This window comes from Microbacterium sp. 10M-3C3 (assembly GCF_003931875.1).
Taxonomy (GTDB): Bacteria; Actinomycetota; Actinomycetes; order Actinomycetales; family Microbacteriaceae; genus Microbacterium.
Map to the genome: position 1 here is coordinate 2,035,153 of NZ_CP034245.1, position 17,440 is coordinate 2,052,592.

The window sequence follows — 17,440 nt, forward strand, 5'->3', positions numbered from 1 at the left end:
CGCGGGCCTCAGCGGGGGCCGCGCGCGAGCGCGTCGTCGATCAGCTCGGTGAGCAGTTCCGCGTAGGTCATGCCGCTCGCGATCCAGCAGCGCGGGAACATCGAGATCGGCGTGAAGCCGGGCATCGTGTTGACCTCGTTCACGAAGAACTCCGCACCCGTGTAGAAGAAGTCCACGCGCGCGAGGCCCTCGCCGCCCAGCGCCTCGAAGGCGCGGGCGGCGATCCGCTGCATCTCGGCGAGCTCGCCGTCGCGCAGGTCCGCCGGGCACACGAGGTCGACGCCCGGCGCGTCGAGGTACTTCGCCTCGAAGTCGTAGAACTCACGGCCCGTCACGACGATCTCCCCCGCGACGCTCACGCGCGGCGGCGCGCCGTCGCGGCCGGGGAGCACGCCGCATTCGATCTCGCGACCGACGACGGCCTGCTCGACGAGCGCGAGGGAGTCTTCCGCGAACGCGGTCTCCAGCGCCGCATCCAGCTCGTCGGCCGTCGACACCTTCGACACGCCGACGCTCGACCCGGCGCGGTTGGGCTTGACGAACACGGGCAGCCCGAGACCGGCGATGCGACGCTCCCACAGCGAGCGGTCGCGCTGCCAGTCCGCGCGGGTGACGGCGACCCACGGCACGACGGGCACACCCGCCGAGCGCAGGACGTTCTTCGCGACATTCTTGTCCATGCCCACGGCCGACATCAGCACGCCGCCGCCCGCGTAGGGCAGCCCGACGAGCTCGAGCAGGCCCTGGACCGTGCCGTCCTCGCCGTAGCGGCCGTGGAGGATCGGGAAGACGGCGTCGATCTCGCCGAGCGAGCGCTCCCCCGCCGCATGCGCGACACGCAGTTCGCGCGTGCGCGCGGATTCCGGCCACCGGATGCGCGTGCCGTTGTCGACGACCTCGGGGAGTCGGGCGGCGTCCAGCGCGAACTTGTCGGGGTCGTCGTCCTCGAGGACGAAGGCCCCGTCGCGCGTGATGCCGACCGGGATCACGCGGAAGCGCTCACGATCGATCGCCCGGAGCACGCCGCCCGCCGTCGCGGAGCTGATCGAGTGCTCGCTGGAGCGACCGCCAAAGAGCACCACGACCGCCGGCTTGTCCATTCTGCGTCCTCTCGCCCGTGGGCTTGTCGTCGTCCGTCGTGAGGTGGGGCGCGATGTCGCGCGGGGCCATCGTGCCGTCGAGCACCATCTTCACCTGCTCGACGATCGGCATCCGCACGCCGACCTTCTCCGCGAGCTGCAGGATCGGCGCGACGGATGCCAGCCCCTCGGCCGTCTGATCCATCTGCTTGACCACGTCCGGCAGGCTGAGCCCCTGGCCAAGCAGGCGGCCGGCGGTGTTGTTGCGGCTGAGCGGCGACTGGCACGTCGCGATGAGGTCGCCGAGGCCCGCGAGGCCCTGCAGGGTCTCGGGGTGCGCGCCCTGCGCGACGGCGAAGTCGGTCATCTCGACGAGCCCGCGCGTGATGATCGAGGCCTTCGTGTTCTCGCCGTAGCCGACGCCGTCGACGATGCCGATCGCGACGGCGATGAGGTTCTTCAGCACCCCGCCGAACTCGGTTCCGATGACGTCGGTGTTCACGAACGTGCGGAAGTAGCGGTTGCGTGCGCGCAGGGCGACCGCCTCGGCGGTCTCCTGGTCGATCGAGGAGATGACCGCGGCGGTCGGCTCCTCGCGGGCGATCTCCAGCGCGAGGTTCGGTCCGGAGGCCACGGCGATGCGCTCGGGATCGACGGCGAGCCCCTGCTCGATCACCTCGCTCATGCGCAGTCCCGTGCTCTTCTCGACGCCCTTCATGAGGGAGACGATCGGCGCGTCGGTGCGCGCGACGAGCGGACGGATCGCGGCGAGGTTCTCGCGCAGCGACTGACTCGGCACCGACAGGTACACCTGCTCGGCGCCGTCGAGCGCTTCCGCCAGGTGCGAGGTCGCCGTCATGTGCCGCGGCAGGTTGATGCCGGGCAGGTAGCGCGTGTTGCGGTGCGCGGTGCGGATCTCCTCGGCGAGCTCGGGGCGCCGGGCCCACATCGTCACGGCGGCGCCGCCGTCGGCGAGCACCTTGCCGAACGTCGTCCCCCAGTTGCCCGCGCCGATGACGGCGACCCGCGGCAGGGGCGCCTCCCTACGAGTCAAGGCGGCCCGTCTCGGTCTGCCCGTGCGCGGACGGGTTCCAGCGCTCCGTGGGGGCCGACAGGCCGCGGAGGTCGGCCACGAGGTCGGTCACCCGATCCATGACGACCTCGGTCGCGCGCGCGAGCACGGCCGGCTGCTGCTGGCCGCGGAACTCCGACAGGTCGACCGGAGCGCCGAACACCATGCGCACGCGCTTGCGCGGCGGCCACACCCGCAGCTTGCCGTAGCGCGGCAGGATCTCCTGCACGCCCCAGTGGGCGACGGGGATGACCGGGAGGTCGCCCGCGAGCGCCAGACGCACGGCGCCGGTCTTCCCCCGCATGGGCCACAGGTCGGGATCGCGCGTGAGCGAACCCTCGGGATAGACGATGACCCCGCGGCCGTGCTCGACGAGCGCCTCGGCGGTGCGGATCGTCTCGCGCGCGGCAGCACTCGTGGCCGCACGCGACACCGGCACCATGCCCGTGGCACGCAGGGCCCAGCCGAGCACCGGCACCCGGAAGAGACTCTCCTTCGCCATGAAGCGCGGTGCGCGGCCCAGGCGCCACACCGCTACGGCGACGACGAGCGGGTCGAACTCGGAGTTGTGGTTCGGGGCCAGGACGTACGGCCCCTCCTCGGGCAGGTTGTCGCCGCCGGAGATCTCGAGCTTGGCGAACCATCCCGTCAGCGGCACGACGATCGCGCCGAGCAGCCAGAACACGCTCGGGCGGGACTTCTCACGCGATGCGCGTCGCCGCGGGCTCATCGTCGTCATCCGATGACGTCGAAGTCGGCGCCGAGCGCCTCGAGCTTCGCGAGGAACTTCTCGTAGCCGCGGCGGATGATGCCGATGTTGCGCACGACCGACTCCCCCTCCGCCGTCAGCGCCGCGATCACGTAGCTGTAGCCGCCGCGGAGGTCGGGCACGACGACGTCGGCGCCATGCAGCGGCGTCGGGCCGTTGATGACCGCGGCCTGCTCGAGCGAGCGACGCGGCACGCGCCGGTCGGGGGTGTCGATGCCGTGGGGGTGCACGACGATGTCGGCGCCCATCTGGTTCAGCGCCTGCGTGAAGCCGAGCCGGTTCTCATACACGGTCTCGTGCACCGTGGAGGTGCCGTGCGCCTGGGTCAGCGCGACGATGAGCGGCTGCTGCCAGTCCGTCATGAAGCCGGGGTGCACGTCCGTCTCGACCATGACCGGCTTGATGTCGCCGCCGCGGCGGAAGCGGATGCCGTCCTCGCGGACGTCGAACCACCCGCCGGCCTTGCGGAACACGTTGAGGAACGTCAGCATGTCCTGCTGCTTCGCGCCCTGGACGAAGATGTTGCCGTCGGTGGCCAGTGCGGCGCACGCCCACGAGGCGGCCTCGTTGCGGTCGAAGATCGCGCGGTGGTCGTAGCCCTCGAGGCGGTCCACACCCTCGATGAGGATCACGCGGTTGGGCTCGTAGGAGATGATCGCGCCCATCTTCTGCAGGACGGCGATGAGATCCATGATCTCCGGCTCGATCGCGGCGCCGCGCAGCTCCGTGACGCCCTTCGCCTTCACCGCCGTCAGCAGCACCTGCTCGGTGGCGCCGACGCTCGGGTAGGGCAGCTCGATCTTTGCGCCGTGCAGGCCGTCGGGCGCCGTGATGCGGATGCCCTCGTAGCTCTTGTCGACCACGGCGCCGAAGGCGCGCAGCGCGTCCATGTGGAAGTTGATCGGACGGTCGCCGATGCGGCATCCGCCGAGGTCGGGGATGAGCGCCTGGCCCAGCAGGTGCAGCAGCGGTCCGCAGAACAGGATCGGGATGCGGGAGGCCCCCGCGTACGCGTCGATCTCCTCGAAGTGCGCCGCGACGGCACCGCTCGGGTCGAAGTGGAGCGTGCCCTCCTCGTCGCCGTCCCACACGCGCACGCCGTGCACCTCGAGGAGCGAGCGGACCACCTGGACGTCGCTGATGTCGGGCACGTCGCGCAGGGTGCTCGTCGTCTCGCCGAGGAGGGCGGCGACCATCGCCTTCGTGACGAGGTTCTTCGCCCCCTTCACCTCAACGCGGCCCGACAGCGGGCGTCCGCCGCGGATGGCGAGGACGTCACCGGTTTCCGCGGTCGGCTCGGTGGTGGCGCGACCGGCGTCGGGGACGACTGTGCTCATGGGGGAACCTCACTTGGTGTGGACGAGGGGCGGAACGGCGCCCGGATGGGGTGCCGTGGCTTACGGAACGGGGAGCGTCCGCGGCCGCCATGCCTCGCGACGAGCCTCGAACTGCGCGATCTTGTCTTCGTTGCGCAGGGTGAGCCCGATGTCGTCGAGCCCTTCGAGAAGCCGCCACCTAGTGTAATCATCGATGTCGAACGCGACCTGGAGGTCGCCGATCACGGCCTGCCGCGCCGCGAGGTCGACGGTCATCTCGACACCCGGCTGCGCGTCGATCGCCGCCCAGATGCGCTCGAGGTCGTCCTCCGTGATGATGCCCGTGAGCAGGCCCTGCTTGCCCGCGTTGCCGCGGAAGATGTCGGCGAACTTGGGACTCAGCACGACGCGGAAGCCGTAGTCGCGCAGCGCCCACACCGCGTGCTCGCGCGACGAGCCGGTGCCGAAGTCGGGGCCGGCGACGAGGATCGACGCCGAGCGGAACGCCGGCTGGTTCAGGATGAACTCGGGATCCTGCCGCCAGTTGGCGAACAGCGCGTCCTCGAACCCGGTCTTGGTGACCCGCTTGAGGTAGACGGCCGGGATGATCTGGTCGGTGTCGACGGCCGAGCGCTTGAGCGGCGCGGCGACTCCGGTGTGCGTCGTGAACGCGTCCATGTCAGGCCTCCACTCGGTTCGCGGCGAGATCGGCGGGGCTGGAGAGCGTGCCGCGGATCGCGGTGGCCGCCGCGACGAGCGGCGACACCAGGTGCGTGCGGCCGCCCTTGCCCTGGCGGCCTTCGAAGTTGCGGTTGGACGTCGACGCGCACCGCTCGCCCGGCGCGAGCTGATCCGGGTTCATGCCGAGGCACATCGAGCACCCCGCGAACCGCCACTCGGCGCCGAACTCCTCGAAGACCTTGTCCAGGCCCTCCGCCTCGGCCTCCAGGCGCACGCGGGCCGAGCCGGGCACGACCATGACGCGCACGCCGTCGGCTTTGCGCTGCCCGCGGATCACCGACGCGAACGCGCGGAGGTCTTCGATCCGGCTGTTGGTGCACGAGCCCATGAAGACCGCGTCCACGCGCACGTCCTTCAGCGGCGTGCCGGGCTGCAGGTCCATGTACTCCAGGGCGCGCTCGGCCGCCGCCCGCTCGGCGGGGTCGGTCATCGCGGCGGGGTCGGGCACGACGTCGCCGAGCGACACGCCCTGACCGGGGTTCGTGCCCCACGTGACGAACGGCTCGAGCTCCGCGGCATCCAGGAACACCTCGGCGTCGTAGACGGCGCCCTCGTCGCTCGGCAGGGTGCGCCAGTAGGCGACGGCGTCGTCCCAGTCCTGTCCCTGCGGGGCGTGCGGGCGGCCCTTGAGGTACGCGAACGTCGTCTCGTCGGGGGCGACCATGCCGGCGCGCGCGCCCGCCTCGATCGACATGTTGCACATCGTCATGCGCCCCTCCATGGAGAGGGAGCGGATCGCCGAGCCGCGGAACTCCAGCACGTACCCCTGGCCGCCGTTCGTGCCGATCTTCGCGATGACGGCGAGGATGATGTCCTTCGCCGTGACGCCGGGCTTCAGCTCGCCCTCGACCGTGATCGCCATCGTCTTGAACGGCTTCAGCGGCAGGGTCTGCGTCGCCAGGACGTGCTCGACCTCGCTGGTGCCGATGCCGAATGCCATGGCTCCGAAGGCGCCGTGGGTCGACGTGTGCGAGTCGCCGCACACGACGGTGATGCCGGGCATCGTGAGGCCAAGCTGCGGACCGACGACGTGGACGATGCCCTGCTCCTTGTCGCCGAGGGAGTGCAGGCGCACGCCGAACTCCTCGGCGTTGCGGCGCAGCGTCTCGATCTGCGTGCGGCTGGTGAGGTCGGCGATCGGCTTGTCGATGTCGAGCGTCGGGGTGTTGTGGTCCTCGGTGGCGATCGTGAGGTCGAGGCGGCGCACGGGCCGGCCCTCGGCGCGCAGGCCGTCGAAGGCCTGCGGGCTCGTCACCTCGTGCACGAGGTGCAGGTCGATGTAGATGAGGTCGGGCTGACCGTCCTCGCCCTTGACGACGAGGTGGTCGTCCCACACCTTCTCCGCCAGCGTGCGGGGACGGTCGGGAATCGTGGACGGGGACATGCTCATGGGGTTCTGCCGTTCTCCTCGGAGGATCAAGCCCGCGACGAACTCCGCGACGAGAGAGGCCTGGATTACGAGGTCTCGTCGCGGCCGCTAAGAAGAAGGCGAGCGATCCGCACGTCGCCACGATACCACCGGGTCGAACCGCGCCCGCCGTGCACGACGCGCCTCCCCCAGCGGCGCTCAGGCGTGCTCGCGCCGGGACGCGATGAGGCTCGCGCCGGTCGCGACGGCCATCGAGGCGACGATGACGCCGAGCGACATCCACGTCGAGATCTCCGGCGCCCACTCGATCGGCTCTCCGCCGTTGAGGAAGGGCAGCTCGTTGACGTGCAGGGCGTGGAGGATCAGCTTCACCCCGATGAAGGCCAGGATGAACGCGATGCCGTAGTGGAGGTAGCGCAGGCGGTCGAGCAGGTCTCCCAGCAGGAAGAACAGCTGCCGCAGGCCCATGAGGGCGAAGATGTTCGCCGTGAACACGATGAAGGCGCTCTCGGTGATGCCGAAGATGGCCGGGATCGAGTCGAACGCGAAGAGCAGGTCGGTCACGCCGATCGCGGCGAACACGATGATCATCGGCGTGAACATCCGCTTGCCGTCCACGGTGGTGCGCAGCTTCGCCCCGTCGTATTCGTCGCTGATGTCGATGCCGCGCCGCAGGAGACGCACGATGAAGTTCTCCCGCTGCGCGTCGTCATCGTGGTCGCCGGGGAACGCCTGCCGGATCGCGGTGTAGACGAGGAACGCGCCGAACAGGTAGAAGATCGGGCTGAAGTTCTCGATGACGGCGGCGCCGACGAGGATGAAGATGCCGCGGAGCACGAGCGCGACGATGATGCCCACCATCAGCACCTCCTGCTGATAGCGACGCGGCACCGAGAACTGCGACATGATGAGCACGAAGACGAACAGGTTGTCGATCGACAGGCTGTACTCCGTCAGCCAGCCCGCGACGAACTGCCCTGCGAACTCACCGCCCGCCACGAGCCACATGACACCCGCGAACAGCAGCGCCAGCACCACGTAGAACACCACCCACAGGGTCGACTCCCGCGTGGAGGGGATGTGCGGGCGCTTGAGGATGATGAGCAGGTCGGCGACGAGGATGAGCGTCAGGACGACGAGCGCGCCGATCTCGAACCACAGCGGCAGTTCCAGGTCCATGGGGCCTTCCGGGTTGGGGGGACCGCCCGATTCTAGTGGTGCCGCGATGCTCCGACCGGGGCGTGAGACGATCCGGCGGCGGCCGACACCTGTCAGTGAGAGACAATGAGGCGGCGACGCGGATCGCCGGTCGGAGGGGCGGCATGGCGCACGATCACAGCGGCGACGCGCAGCTGGTCGCGCGCGCGGCCGGCGGCTCGGAGTTCGCCTTCCGCGAGCTCTACCGCGCGTACGTGCGGCCGGTCTACTGGATCGCGCACCGCCTCCTGAGCGACGAGGCCGACGCCGAGGACGTGACGCAGGAGACGTTCGTCGTGGCCTGGCGGAAGATCGCGGGACTCGAGCTGCGCGGGGAGTCCGCGCTGCCGTGGCTCGCGACGATCTGCCGGCTGCAGGCGGCCAACCGGCTGCGCGCCCGCGCCAGGGACCGCGCCCGCACCACCGAGCTCGACGAGACGGTGCCCGCGGCCGTGGACGTCGAGAAACAGGTCGTGGATGCGGCGACCGCGGAGGCGATCCTCCGCGCCGTCGAGGGTGTCGGCGACCTGGACCGGGAGATCTTCCGGCTGTGCGCCGCCGAGGGCTATGCCTACGGCGAGGCGGCCGCGAGGCTCGGCGTCGCGCACGGCGTCGTCCGCAACCGTCTCTCCCGCATCCGCGCGCGCGTGCGCGGCGCCGTGACCGAGACGGAGACCCCATGAACACCGCTCCCCCGCTGCCCGAGCTCGACGACGTGCGGATCGCGCGGATCGAGCGCGACGTCTTCGCGCGCATCGCCTCCGATCGCCGGCGCACGCGCACACGGCGGACCCGGGCCTGGTCGCTCGTCGGTGCCGCGGCGGCGATCGTCGTCGTCGCGGCGGTGATCGCCCCGGGTGTGACGTCGTCCCTCGGCGGCGCGGGCGGGTCCTCCGCCGAATCGGCCGCGGCGCCCGACTTCGGCGCGCGCGACACCGCGGCCGGCGCCGCACCGGAGGGGTTCGTCGGCGGTGCCGACGCGACGAGCATGCAGGGTGACGCGGCCGCCGCACCGACCGACGGCCGCGAGATCGTCACGACGGGCTCCGCCGCGCTCACCGTCGACGACGTCGCGGCCGCTGCACGGCGGATCGCCGCGGATGCCGAGTCCCGCGGCGGCTACGTGGAGTCGCAGAGCATCGGGGGCGGCGACGTCGTGCCGTTCGACGGCGCCGTCTCGGCGCCGTACCCGGGGTCGCGCGACGGCTGGATCACCGTGCGCGTCCCGTCCGATGCGCTCACGGCGGCGATGGACGCGCTCGCCGACCTCGGCGAGGTGACGAGCACGTCGGTGTCGCGCCAGGACGTCACCGATCAGGCGGTCGACCTGCGCGCGCGCATCGCGGCCTCCGAGGCCTCCGTCGCGCGCCTCACGGAGCTCATGGCGCAGGCGGGAAGCGTCGCCGACCTGATCGCCGCCGAGAGCGCCCTGTCGGAGCGGCAGGCGAGCCTCGACGCCGACCGGCAGCAGCTGGCGCTGCTCGAGGGTCAGATCGACCTGTCCGCGCTGTCGGTGCAGCTGACACCGCGCACCGAGACCGTCGCCGCCGACCCGGCGGGCTTCGGCGACGGGGTCGTCGCGGGGTGGAACGGACTCGTCGCGGCTGTCAACGGGATCGTCGTCGCGATCGGGTTCCTGCTGCCGTGGGTCGCCGTCGTGGCGGCGGCCGCCGCCGTGGTGTGGAGCATCGTACGGCTGGTCCGCGTGGTGGGGATGCGGCGCCGGCGACGCGCGAGCGGCACGGAGTGAGTCAGGCGACCTGACGGCCGCACATGCCGCACGTGCCCGTCGCGGAGACCTCCACGAAGCAGTCCGGGCACATCGCCCGGACGACGTCGCTCGGCGCCGGCCGCCGCGGGGCGGCCTCGCGGCGCTCGACGGGAGCCCGGCGCGCGGGCCGCGACGCGGCGGCGCGTGTCGGGGCGGCGGGGGCTGCCACGGCGGGCGCCGGGCGATGGGCGGCGCAGGAGAAGCGCACGTACCCGCCGTGCTGCGTCGGGTGGCGGTGCTTGACCGCCCACAGCTCCGTGCGCTCGAGCGGCTCGGAGGCCGGGCCGCACGAGAAGCAGCGCGTCGGTTCACCGGGCGCGACCTCCGCGGCGAGCGTGGGGGTCTCGAACGGGATCCTGTCCCGCCAATCGGATGACTGCACGATGCGCATGGGATCTCCTCAGGTCCCTCCCACGGTACGCGACCTCGGCACCGACACGCCCGCCGGGGCGGCCCGCGCGCGGAAACGGAGAACGCCCCGACCATTCGGTCGAGGCGTTCTCCGTGTTGGTGACCCCAGCGGGATTCGAACCCGCGTTACCGCCGTGAGAGGGCGGCGTACTAGGCCGCTATACGATGGGGCCGTCAGGCAACCGTTCGATTATGCCATGGCCCGACGAGCCCCGCCAAATCGAGGCGGGCAGGCGCGTCGCCGTTGCTCGAGGCGCCGGTCGCGGAGTTGACTCACGGCTATGCGAGTCACGAAATTCGAGCATGCGGCGCTGCGCGTCGACATCGCCGGGTCGACCCTCCTCATCGATCCCGGCAGCTTCACGAGGCCCCTCGAAGACCTCGGGTCGGTCGTCGGCGTCGTCCTCACCCATGAGCACCCCGACCATTGGACGCCCGACCACCTCGACCGGATCCTGAAGGCGACCGGCGGCGTCCCGATCCTCGCCCCCGAGGGTGTCGCGCGCGCCGCCGCCGGCTACGACATCACGGTCGTCTCCCCCGGCGACACGGTCGAGCTCGAGCCGTTCCACTTGGAGTTCTTCGGGGGCCGTCACGAGGTCATCCACTCCTCGATCCCCGTCGTGGACAACGTCGGCGTGCTCGTGAACGACACGCTGTACTACCCCGGCGACTCCTACGCGGTGCCCAAGGGCTCCGACGTCCCGCTCCTGGCCGCCCCCGTCGGCGCCCCGTGGCTCAAGATCGGCGAGGCGATGGACTTCGTGCTCGCCGTGAAGCCCCGGCGCGTGTTCGGCACGCACGACATGACGCTGTCGGTCGCGGGCCGCGACATGGGGCGGGCGCGTCTGCAGTGGGCGGCCGAGCAGAACGGCGGCGAGCTGGTCGTCCTGGATCCGGGCGACGCGGTCGACCTGTGAGACGACGGATGCCGCGGACCTCTCGGGTCCGCGGCATCCGCGTGTCCGGCGCCGCCCGACGAGGGGGGCGCCGGGTCGATCACTGTGCGTCGAGGTCGGTCTCCAAGAGGGCCACGAGCTCGTCGAGCGCCTGCTCGGCGCCCTCGCCCTCCGCCTTGAGCGTGACGACCGTGCCGTGCCCTGCGCCGAGGCCCATGAGCGACAGGATGCTGCCGGCGTTCAGGTCCGGCCCTCCCGCGACGGCGATCGTGACGGGCACCTTCTTCTCCTGGACCGCCTGCACGAAGAGCTTCGCGGGACGGGCGTGCAGCCCGGAGGAGCTGGCGATGGTGGCCTGGCGTTCAGCCATGGGATTCCTTCCGTAGGTGACGGTCACGCCGGCACGGCGGCGACCGTGGCGGGCGCGGCTTCGGCGACCACCGGCTCACGCCGACGCGCGAAGCGCTTGAGGGCGATGACGAGCAGCGCCGTCACGACGGTACCCGCGACGATCGCGAGGACGAAACCCCACACCGGCGTGATCGCGAAGAAGACGAAGATGCCGCCGTGCGGCGCAAGCGACTGCACCTGGAACAGCATGCTCAGCGCGCCGGTGACCGCGCCCCCCACCATCGAGGCGGGGATGACGCGCAGCGGGTCGGCCGCGGCGAACGGGATCGCGCCCTCGCTGATGAACGATGCGCCCAGCAGCCACGCGGCCGCGCCGTTCTCCCGCTCCACCGGGGTGAAGGAGCGGCGGGCGAGGACCGTGGAGGCCAGCGCCATCGCGAGCGGCGGCACCATGCCCGCGGCCATCACGGCGGCCATGATGAGGTACGGCGCGGTGTTCGTCTGCGATGCGGCGGCGAGGCCGGTCGTGGCGAAGACGTAGGCGACCTTGTTCACGGGTCCGCCGAGGTCGAAGCACATCATGAGGCCGAGGATCACGCCGAGCAGGATGGCGCCGGCGCCGCTGGCCGCGAGACCCGTGAGCCAGTCGGTGAGGGCGGTCATGAGCGCGGCGATCGGCCGGCCGAGGAACAGGATCATGAGGCCCGACGCGATGATCGATCCGACGAACGGCACGATCACGACCGGCATGAGGCCGCGCAGCCAGCGCGGCGCGTTCAGGCGGCCGAGCCACCACGCGATGAAGCCGGCGAGCAGACCGCCGATGATGCCGCCGATGAAGCCGGCGTTCATGAGCACGGCGACCGCGCCGGCGACGAAGCCGGGGGCGATGCCGGGACGGTCGGCGATCGCGAAGGCGATGAAGCCGGCGAGCACGGCGACGATGAAGCCCATCGAGGTCGCGCCGATCATGAACGCCACCGAGCCCAGGTACTGACCGATCGGGCCGAGCGGCGACGTGATGTTCTCGGTGGGCAGGTTCCACAGCGAGTTGTCGACGATCACCTTCGAGGCGTCGGCGGTCACCTGGTACCCGCCGAGGAGGAACCCGAGGGCGATGAGCAGTCCGCCTCCTGCGACGAAGGGGATCATGTAGCTGACGCCGGTGAGGAGCCACCGCTGGATGCGGGCACCCACCGACTGCGTCGCGGCGGGGGCGGCGGCGCCCGCCGCGCCGTCGCCGGGCACGCGCGGTGCCGACGGGTTGTGGGAGGCCGCGACGGCCTCGGCGATGAGCTCGCGGGGGTGCTCGATGCCGCGCTTGACGCCCGAGCGCACGACGGGCTTGCCCGCGAAGCGCTGCGGCTCGCGCACGTCGACGTCCACCGCGAAGATGACGGCGTCGGCGCCGGCGATGACGTCCTGCGGGAGGGCCTGGTAGCCGCTCGAGCCCTGCGGCTCGACGACGAGGTCGACGCCGGCGTCCTTGCCCGCCGCCGTGAGCGCGTCGGCGGCCATGAAGGTGTGCGCGATACCCGTGGCACAGGCCGTGACGGCCACGATACGCGGCCGGGGGCCCTCGTCGGCGGTCGGCCCCGCGGCCACCGCCGGTGCGGCGGCGGGTGCTTCGGCCGGTGCCGGCTCGATCGCGTCCCCGATGATGCGGACCGCGTCCTGCGGGTCGGCCGCGGCGCGCAGATCGGCCGTGAACTCGGGCTTCATGAGGCTTCGGGCCAGCTGCGACAGGACCGCGAGGTGGGCCTCGTCGGCACCCTCGGGTGCGGCGATGAGGAACACGATGTCGGCGGGCCCGTCGGGCGCGCCGAAGTCGACGCCCGGGGAGAGCCGCGCGAAGGCGAGCGTCGGCTCTGTGACCGACGCGCTGCGGGCGTGCGGGATCGCGATGCCGCCGGGCAGGCCCGTCTCGTCCTTCTGCTCGCGCGCCCACGCGTCGGCGGAGAGGGCGTCGGCGTCGCGCGCGCGGCCCTGCGCGACGACGCGCGCCGCGAGCGAGCGGATGACCGCCTGCTTGTCGTCGCCGAGCGGCTGATCGAGCGAGACCAGCTCGGGAGTGATGATGCGTGTCATGGTGACCTCCGTGGTCAGGTGGTTCCGGACGGGATGAAGACGGATGCGGTCTCGACGACGCCGCTCGGCAGGTCGTCGGGGCCGGGGGCCTGGGTGCCGGGGAGCGACGCGGCGGCGGCGCCGTAGGCGACGCTGTGGGCGAGGCGATGCGCCGCATCCGCCCCTCGGATGGCGGCGAGGAGATAGCCGGCGAGGGAGCTGTCGCCGGCGCCGACCGTGCTGGCGACGCGGATGCGCGGCGGCCGCGCGCTCACGGCGCCGTCGGCGTCGACGAGCACCGCGCCGTCGCCCCCGAGCGTCACGAGCGCCGCCGCCGCCCCGCTCGGCACGACGGAACGCGCCTGGGCGACGGCCGAGGCGAGCGCGTCGCCCGACACCGGCGGCGCGCCGACGAGCGCGGCGAGCTCGGTCTCGTTGGGCTTGATGAGGTCGGGGCGCGCCTCGAGCGCGCCCCGCAGCGCCGGCCCGGCGGCGTCGACGGCGATGCGCGGCGCGCGCTCGGTCCATCGGGCGCGCACGGCGGTGATGACATCGGCGTAGAAGTCGTCGGGGATGCCGGGCGGCAGCGACCCGGCGAGCACGAGCCACTGCGCGCCCCCCGCGGCCTCGACGACCGCGTGCCGCAGCGCCGCGACCAGCTCGGGGGCGACGCGCGTCCCCGGGTGATTGAGCTTCGTCGTCACACCGGCGGGGTCGGTGATCGTGAGGTTCTCGCGTACCCGGGGCGCGTCCGGGACGGCGCGCACCGCGATGCCCGTCGCATCCAGGAGCGATCGGTAGGGGTCGTGGGCCGAGATGGGCACGATCGCGAGGGTGGCGACACCGGCGGCCGCGACGACGCGGGAGACGTTGACGCCCTTGCCGCCGGCGTCTTCGCGCACGCCCACGACGGGTTGCACGGCACCCGGCTCCAAGGGCCCCTCGAGGTCGATCGTGCGGTCGAGGGACGGATTCGCGGTGAGGGTGACGATCACGGCAGGACCACCTCGACGTCGGCGTCGGCGAGCGCCGCCGACAGGTCGGCCGCCGGCGCGTCGTCGGTGACGACGACATCGATCTCGTCGAGGCCCGCGAAGCGGACGAGCAGCTCCTCGCCGAACTTCGTGGCGTCGGCGACGACGACGACGCGCCGGGCGGCCCGCACGATCGCGCTCTTGACCGCGGCCTCTTCGGGATCGGGGGTGCTGAGCCCGAAGCCCGCGCTCACACCGTTGGTGCCGACGAAGGCGATGTCGGGGCGGAGGCCCTCGATCGTGCGGATCGCCTGCGCGCCGACCGCGGCGGCGGTGACGCCGCGCACACGGCCGCCCACGACCGACAGCGCGACGTCGGGCGCGCCGGCGAGGTCGGCGGCGATCGCCATGGAGTGGGTGACGAGCTCCGCTGCGCCGCCGGTGGCGGCCAGGTGTCCGGGGACGAGCGCCGCGACGGCGGCCGTGGTGGTGCCAGCGTCGAAGTAGACCGATCCGCGGAAGTCCGCGCCCAGCGCGCGCACCGCCCGGCCGGCGATCGCGAGCTTCGCGTCGCTGTGGCGCTGGAGGCGCTCGCCGAGGGTGGGCTCGGCGGTGCTCCCGCGCTCGAGCGCGACGGCTCCGCCGTGGACGCGTCGCAGGCGCCCGACCGACTCGAGGTGGTCGAGGTCGCGCCGCACGGTCTCCGTGGTGACGTCGAAGCGGCGGGCGAGATCCACGACGCTGACGCGGCCCTCGTCGCGCAGCAGGCGCTCGACGAGCTCTTGGCGCTCCATCGCGTACATGGCACCTCCTTGGTGATTGCCACACGTTACAACACAAAGCAACACGAACGCAAGCATTCACAGATCCCGATGCATAGGCGGCTCTCATATCCGCCACAGCGGCCGGCGAAGCCGGATGCCTACCGTCGCCGCATGACGACCGCCGCCTCGCCCGCCCCCGTGACCCTCGCCAGACGACTCCCCCGCCTCTCGCCGAGGCGGGCATGGCTCGTCGGGCTGATCGCCGTCGCGCTCGCGGCCGGGATCCTCACGACGTGGGAAGTCGCGCAGGCGTCACGCTCGGACTACTACGCGGCGATCGCGGTGTCGATGAGCCGGAGCTGGTCGAACTTCTTCTTCGGCGCCCTCGACCCCGCGGGCACCGTCACGCTCGACAAGATCCCCGGATCGTTCTGGATCCCCGCGCTGTTCGTCCGGGTCTTCGGGTTCTCGACGTGGGCCGTCGTCCTGCCCAACGCCCTGGCCGCGGTGGGCGCCACGGTCCTCACGGCCCTCACCGCCCGTCGCATCGCGGGGACGACCGCGGGCCTCGTCGCGGGCGCGATCGTCGCCACCACGCCGATCCTCGTGGCCGTCTCGCGCTCCAATCAGCCCGAGAGCTTCTTCGTCCTCGGGCTGGCGGCCGCCGCCTGGGCGTCGCTGCACGCCGTGCGACGCGCGAGCCCCGGCTGGCTCGTGGCCGCGGGGCTGTTCATCGCCGTCGCGTTCCAGACGTACATGCTCGAAGCCTGGGCGCTGTGGCCCGCGCTCGCCGCGGCGTGGCTGTGCACGCGCCAGCGGTGGTGGCGCAAGCTGTGGACCCTCGCGGTCGCGGGTATCGTCAGCGCCGCCGCGTCGGTGTGGTGGATCGCGATCGTGTCGCTCATCCCCGCCTCCGACCGGCCGTACATCGGCAGCACGCTCACGAACAGCCCGTGGGAGATGGTGTTCGGATACAACGGCCTCGGACGGTTCGGGGCGACCGCCGACAGCGACGCGTACCGCTCCTTCACGCCGCCGTTCTCGGGCGAGCCGAGCGTCGTGCGGCTCTTCAACGAGCAGCTCGCGGGTCAGATCGCGTGGCTCCTGCCCGCGGCCGCGCTCGCGATCGTCGTGCTGTGGGTGCTCCGCGCCCGCCGCAGCGTCACCGTCTTCCTCGCGGTGTGGCTCGTCACCTTCGCCGCGATGTTCTCGATCGTCGACGGGATGCACCAGTTCTACACGGCCGCCCTCGCCGGGCCGATCGCGCTGTCGGTGGGCATCGCGTTCGCGTGGGCGCGGCGCCGGCGTGCGCGCTGGGCGCAGATCGCGCTCGTTGCCACGGCCGCCGCATCCGCCCTCGCCATCGCCCTCGTCTACGGCGGCTTCTCGATCCCCGTCGCGCTCGCCCAGGTCGTCGTCGCGGCGGTCGTCATCGCGCTCATCGCGCGCGAGCGCGGCCGGCGCAGCCGGCGGGGCGTCATCGCCGTGCTCGCCGCGATCGCGCTCGTGCTGACACCGCTGTCGTGGTCGATCGTCACGATCGCGCACCCGAGCTCGCTCAACCCCGTCGCCGGCGGGGTGTCGGACTTCGGCGGCGGGCTGGGCGGTGGCCGTTCCGGCGGCGGGCCCGGCGCCGGGTTCGGCGCAGACGGGCGCGACGCGGGCATGGACGCAGGCGCGTCCGGCGGGATGGCCGCGCCGCCGGCGGGCATGAGCCCTCCCGCAGGGGCCTTCGGCGGCGCTCGCGACGACGGCGGATCGGGCGCAGCCGGGTTCGGCGGCGGTCTCGGCGGCTCGAGTGTCGACCAGGACGTGCTGGCGTATCTGACGGGGCACGCCGGCGACGACCGCTACCTCGCCGCGACGTTCGGCGCCCAGGAGGCCGCCGGCTACATCCTGGCGTCCGATGGCGGGTCCTTCCTGCCCATCGGCGGCTTCGACGGCGGCGACGACGTCCCGACGCTCGCGCGATTCGAGCAGCTCGTCGCCGACGGCGACCTCACGTACGTCCTGATGTCGCAGCAGGGCGGGCCGGGCCGCACATCGAGCGAGGGCACGAGCGCCGAGGAGATCCGCGCATGGGTGCAGGCGAACTGCGCCGTCCCCTCCGATTCGCCGTCGACGTCGATGTACGCGTGCACCGGATGACCGCCGTCACCCCGGCGCCGGCGTCGCGGGCTCCCGCACCCACACGTGCACGCGCCCGTCGTCGTACTCGAAGCGCAGGACCGAGCCGGTGGGCAGGTCGCCGAACACATCCCTGCGCATGCCGCGCCAGATGCGCACGTCGACGATCGGCGCGAGATCGCCCGGCGTGCAGCTGACCCCGACGACGCCGTAGTCGTCCGCGTCGACGACGAGGCAGCGCTCGCCGCTCGCGGCGGTCGCGACCCACGACTGCAGATTCCCGTACGGCTCGAAACGCTCGAGCGTCTTCACGTCGAAGTCGCGTGTGTCCAGGAAGCTCTTGCGCGCGAACGCCTGCGCCTCGGGTCCCGCGGGAACCGGGGCGAGGGTCAGGTCGGAGTGCGGACAGGCGAGCTGCCCCACCGCCCAGACTCCCGCGAGGACCGCGCCGATCGCGACCACGGCGATGACGACCTTCGCACGCCGACACGGCGCCGCGGGCCACCCCGTCCTGGCCGGTGGGGCGACCGACG

The 17,440-nt window shown here is 72.3% G+C and carries 17 protein-coding genes and 1 tRNA gene; 4 read left to right on the top strand and 14 right to left on the bottom strand.

The features are described from left to right. Positions 1-8: 8 nt before the first annotated feature. The 7 genes from EI169_RS09800 to EI169_RS09830 form a co-directional block, all read right to left on the bottom strand. On the bottom strand, positions 9-1,100 hold the full coding sequence (locus tag EI169_RS09800) for a D-alanine--D-alanine ligase family protein (RefSeq protein WP_125132157.1): 1,092 nt from the start codon (positions 1,098-1,100) through the stop codon (positions 9-11). After that, on the bottom strand, positions 1,000-2,133 hold the full coding sequence (locus tag EI169_RS09805; protein WP_125132158.1) for an NAD(P)H-dependent glycerol-3-phosphate dehydrogenase: 1,134 nt from the start codon (positions 2,131-2,133) through the stop codon (positions 1,000-1,002). Before EI169_RS09805 ends, EI169_RS09800 begins: the two co-directional genes overlap by 101 nt. Further along, entirely contained in the window at positions 2,123-2,890 is a 768-nt protein-coding gene (locus EI169_RS09810) for a lysophospholipid acyltransferase family protein (protein WP_125132159.1), read from the bottom strand. The genes EI169_RS09805 and EI169_RS09810 overlap by 11 nt, the downstream gene beginning before the upstream one ends. Beyond that, complete coding sequence (murA, locus tag EI169_RS09815; protein WP_125132160.1) at positions 2,887-4,257, bottom strand: UDP-N-acetylglucosamine 1-carboxyvinyltransferase; 1,371 nt, start codon at positions 4,255-4,257, stop codon at positions 2,887-2,889. Before murA ends, EI169_RS09810 begins: the two co-directional genes overlap by 4 nt. A 60-nt stretch (positions 4,258-4,317) precedes the next feature. Then, positions 4,318-4,914, bottom strand: coding sequence for a 3-isopropylmalate dehydratase small subunit (leuD, locus tag EI169_RS09820; protein ID WP_125132161.1), 597 nt, complete (start codon positions 4,912-4,914; stop codon positions 4,318-4,320). A 1-nt stretch (position 4,915) separates the two neighbouring features. Continuing rightward, entirely contained in the window at positions 4,916-6,361 is a 1,446-nt protein-coding gene (gene leuC / locus EI169_RS09825) for a 3-isopropylmalate dehydratase large subunit (RefSeq protein ID WP_125133417.1), read from the bottom strand. 183 nt (positions 6,362-6,544) lie between these two features. Continuing rightward, the gene (locus EI169_RS09830) at positions 6,545-7,525 is read right to left on the bottom strand and encodes a TerC family protein (protein ID WP_205783774.1); all 981 of its coding nucleotides are present in this window, start codon (positions 7,523-7,525) and stop codon (positions 6,545-6,547) included. 143 nt (positions 7,526-7,668) lie between these two features. Between EI169_RS09830 and EI169_RS09835 the strand changes: the two genes are divergently transcribed. Then, on the top strand, positions 7,669-8,226 hold the full coding sequence (locus EI169_RS09835; protein ID WP_125132162.1) for an RNA polymerase sigma factor: 558 nt from the start codon (positions 7,669-7,671) through the stop codon (positions 8,224-8,226). After that, on the top strand, positions 8,223-9,293 hold the full coding sequence (locus EI169_RS09840) for a DUF4349 domain-containing protein (protein WP_125132163.1): 1,071 nt from the start codon (positions 8,223-8,225) through the stop codon (positions 9,291-9,293). Before EI169_RS09835 ends, EI169_RS09840 begins: the two co-directional genes overlap by 4 nt. Position 9,294: 1 nt before the next feature. Here the strand turns inward: EI169_RS09840 and EI169_RS09845 are convergent, their stop codons facing one another. Both EI169_RS09845 and EI169_RS09850 read right to left on the bottom strand, forming a co-directional pair. Further along, positions 9,295-9,705: a glucose-6-phosphate dehydrogenase gene (locus EI169_RS09845; protein WP_125132164.1), complete on the bottom strand. Its 411-nt coding sequence runs from the start codon at positions 9,703-9,705 to the stop codon at positions 9,295-9,297. 117 nt (positions 9,706-9,822) lie between these two features. Next, positions 9,823-9,898: transfer RNA gene (locus tag EI169_RS09850), tRNA-Glu, on the bottom strand. A gap of 108 nt (positions 9,899-10,006) precedes the next feature. Here EI169_RS09850 and EI169_RS09855 point away from each other — a divergent pair. Next, positions 10,007-10,645 (top strand): MBL fold metallo-hydrolase, encoded by a 639-nt coding sequence (locus tag EI169_RS09855; protein ID WP_125132165.1) that lies wholly within the window; start codon positions 10,007-10,009, stop codon positions 10,643-10,645. A gap of 79 nt (positions 10,646-10,724) precedes the next feature. On the opposite strand, the gene EI169_RS09860 is transcribed toward EI169_RS09855, so the two are convergent. From EI169_RS09860 to EI169_RS09875, 4 genes are read right to left on the bottom strand one after another with little or no spacing between them, the layout of a single operon-like run. Then, the gene (locus tag EI169_RS09860; protein WP_125132166.1) at positions 10,725-10,994 is read right to left on the bottom strand and encodes an HPr family phosphocarrier protein; all 270 of its coding nucleotides are present in this window, start codon (positions 10,992-10,994) and stop codon (positions 10,725-10,727) included. 23 nt (positions 10,995-11,017) lie between these two features. After that, a complete protein-coding gene (locus EI169_RS09865) occupies positions 11,018-13,063 on the bottom strand; it encodes a fructose-specific PTS transporter subunit EIIC (RefSeq protein WP_125132167.1) in 2,046 nt (681 codons plus the stop codon). A gap of 14 nt (positions 13,064-13,077) precedes the next feature. Further along, complete coding sequence (locus EI169_RS09870) at positions 13,078-14,037, bottom strand: 1-phosphofructokinase (protein WP_125132168.1); 960 nt, start codon at positions 14,035-14,037, stop codon at positions 13,078-13,080. Continuing rightward, positions 14,034-14,819, bottom strand: coding sequence for a DeoR/GlpR family DNA-binding transcription regulator (locus EI169_RS09875; protein WP_125132169.1), 786 nt, complete (start codon positions 14,817-14,819; stop codon positions 14,034-14,036). Before EI169_RS09875 ends, EI169_RS09870 begins: the two co-directional genes overlap by 4 nt. 132 nt (positions 14,820-14,951) lie before the next feature. Here EI169_RS09875 and EI169_RS16925 point away from each other — a divergent pair, with 132 nt between their 5' ends. Continuing rightward, complete coding sequence (locus EI169_RS16925; protein ID WP_125132170.1) at positions 14,952-16,928, top strand: glycosyltransferase family 39 protein; 1,977 nt, start codon at positions 14,952-14,954, stop codon at positions 16,926-16,928. A gap of 6 nt (positions 16,929-16,934) precedes the next feature. Here EI169_RS16925 and EI169_RS09885 read toward each other — a convergent pair whose 3' ends face one another. After that, complete coding sequence (locus EI169_RS09885; RefSeq protein ID WP_164515480.1) at positions 16,935-17,369, bottom strand: hypothetical protein; 435 nt, start codon at positions 17,367-17,369, stop codon at positions 16,935-16,937. Positions 17,370-17,440: the final 71 nt, after the last annotated feature.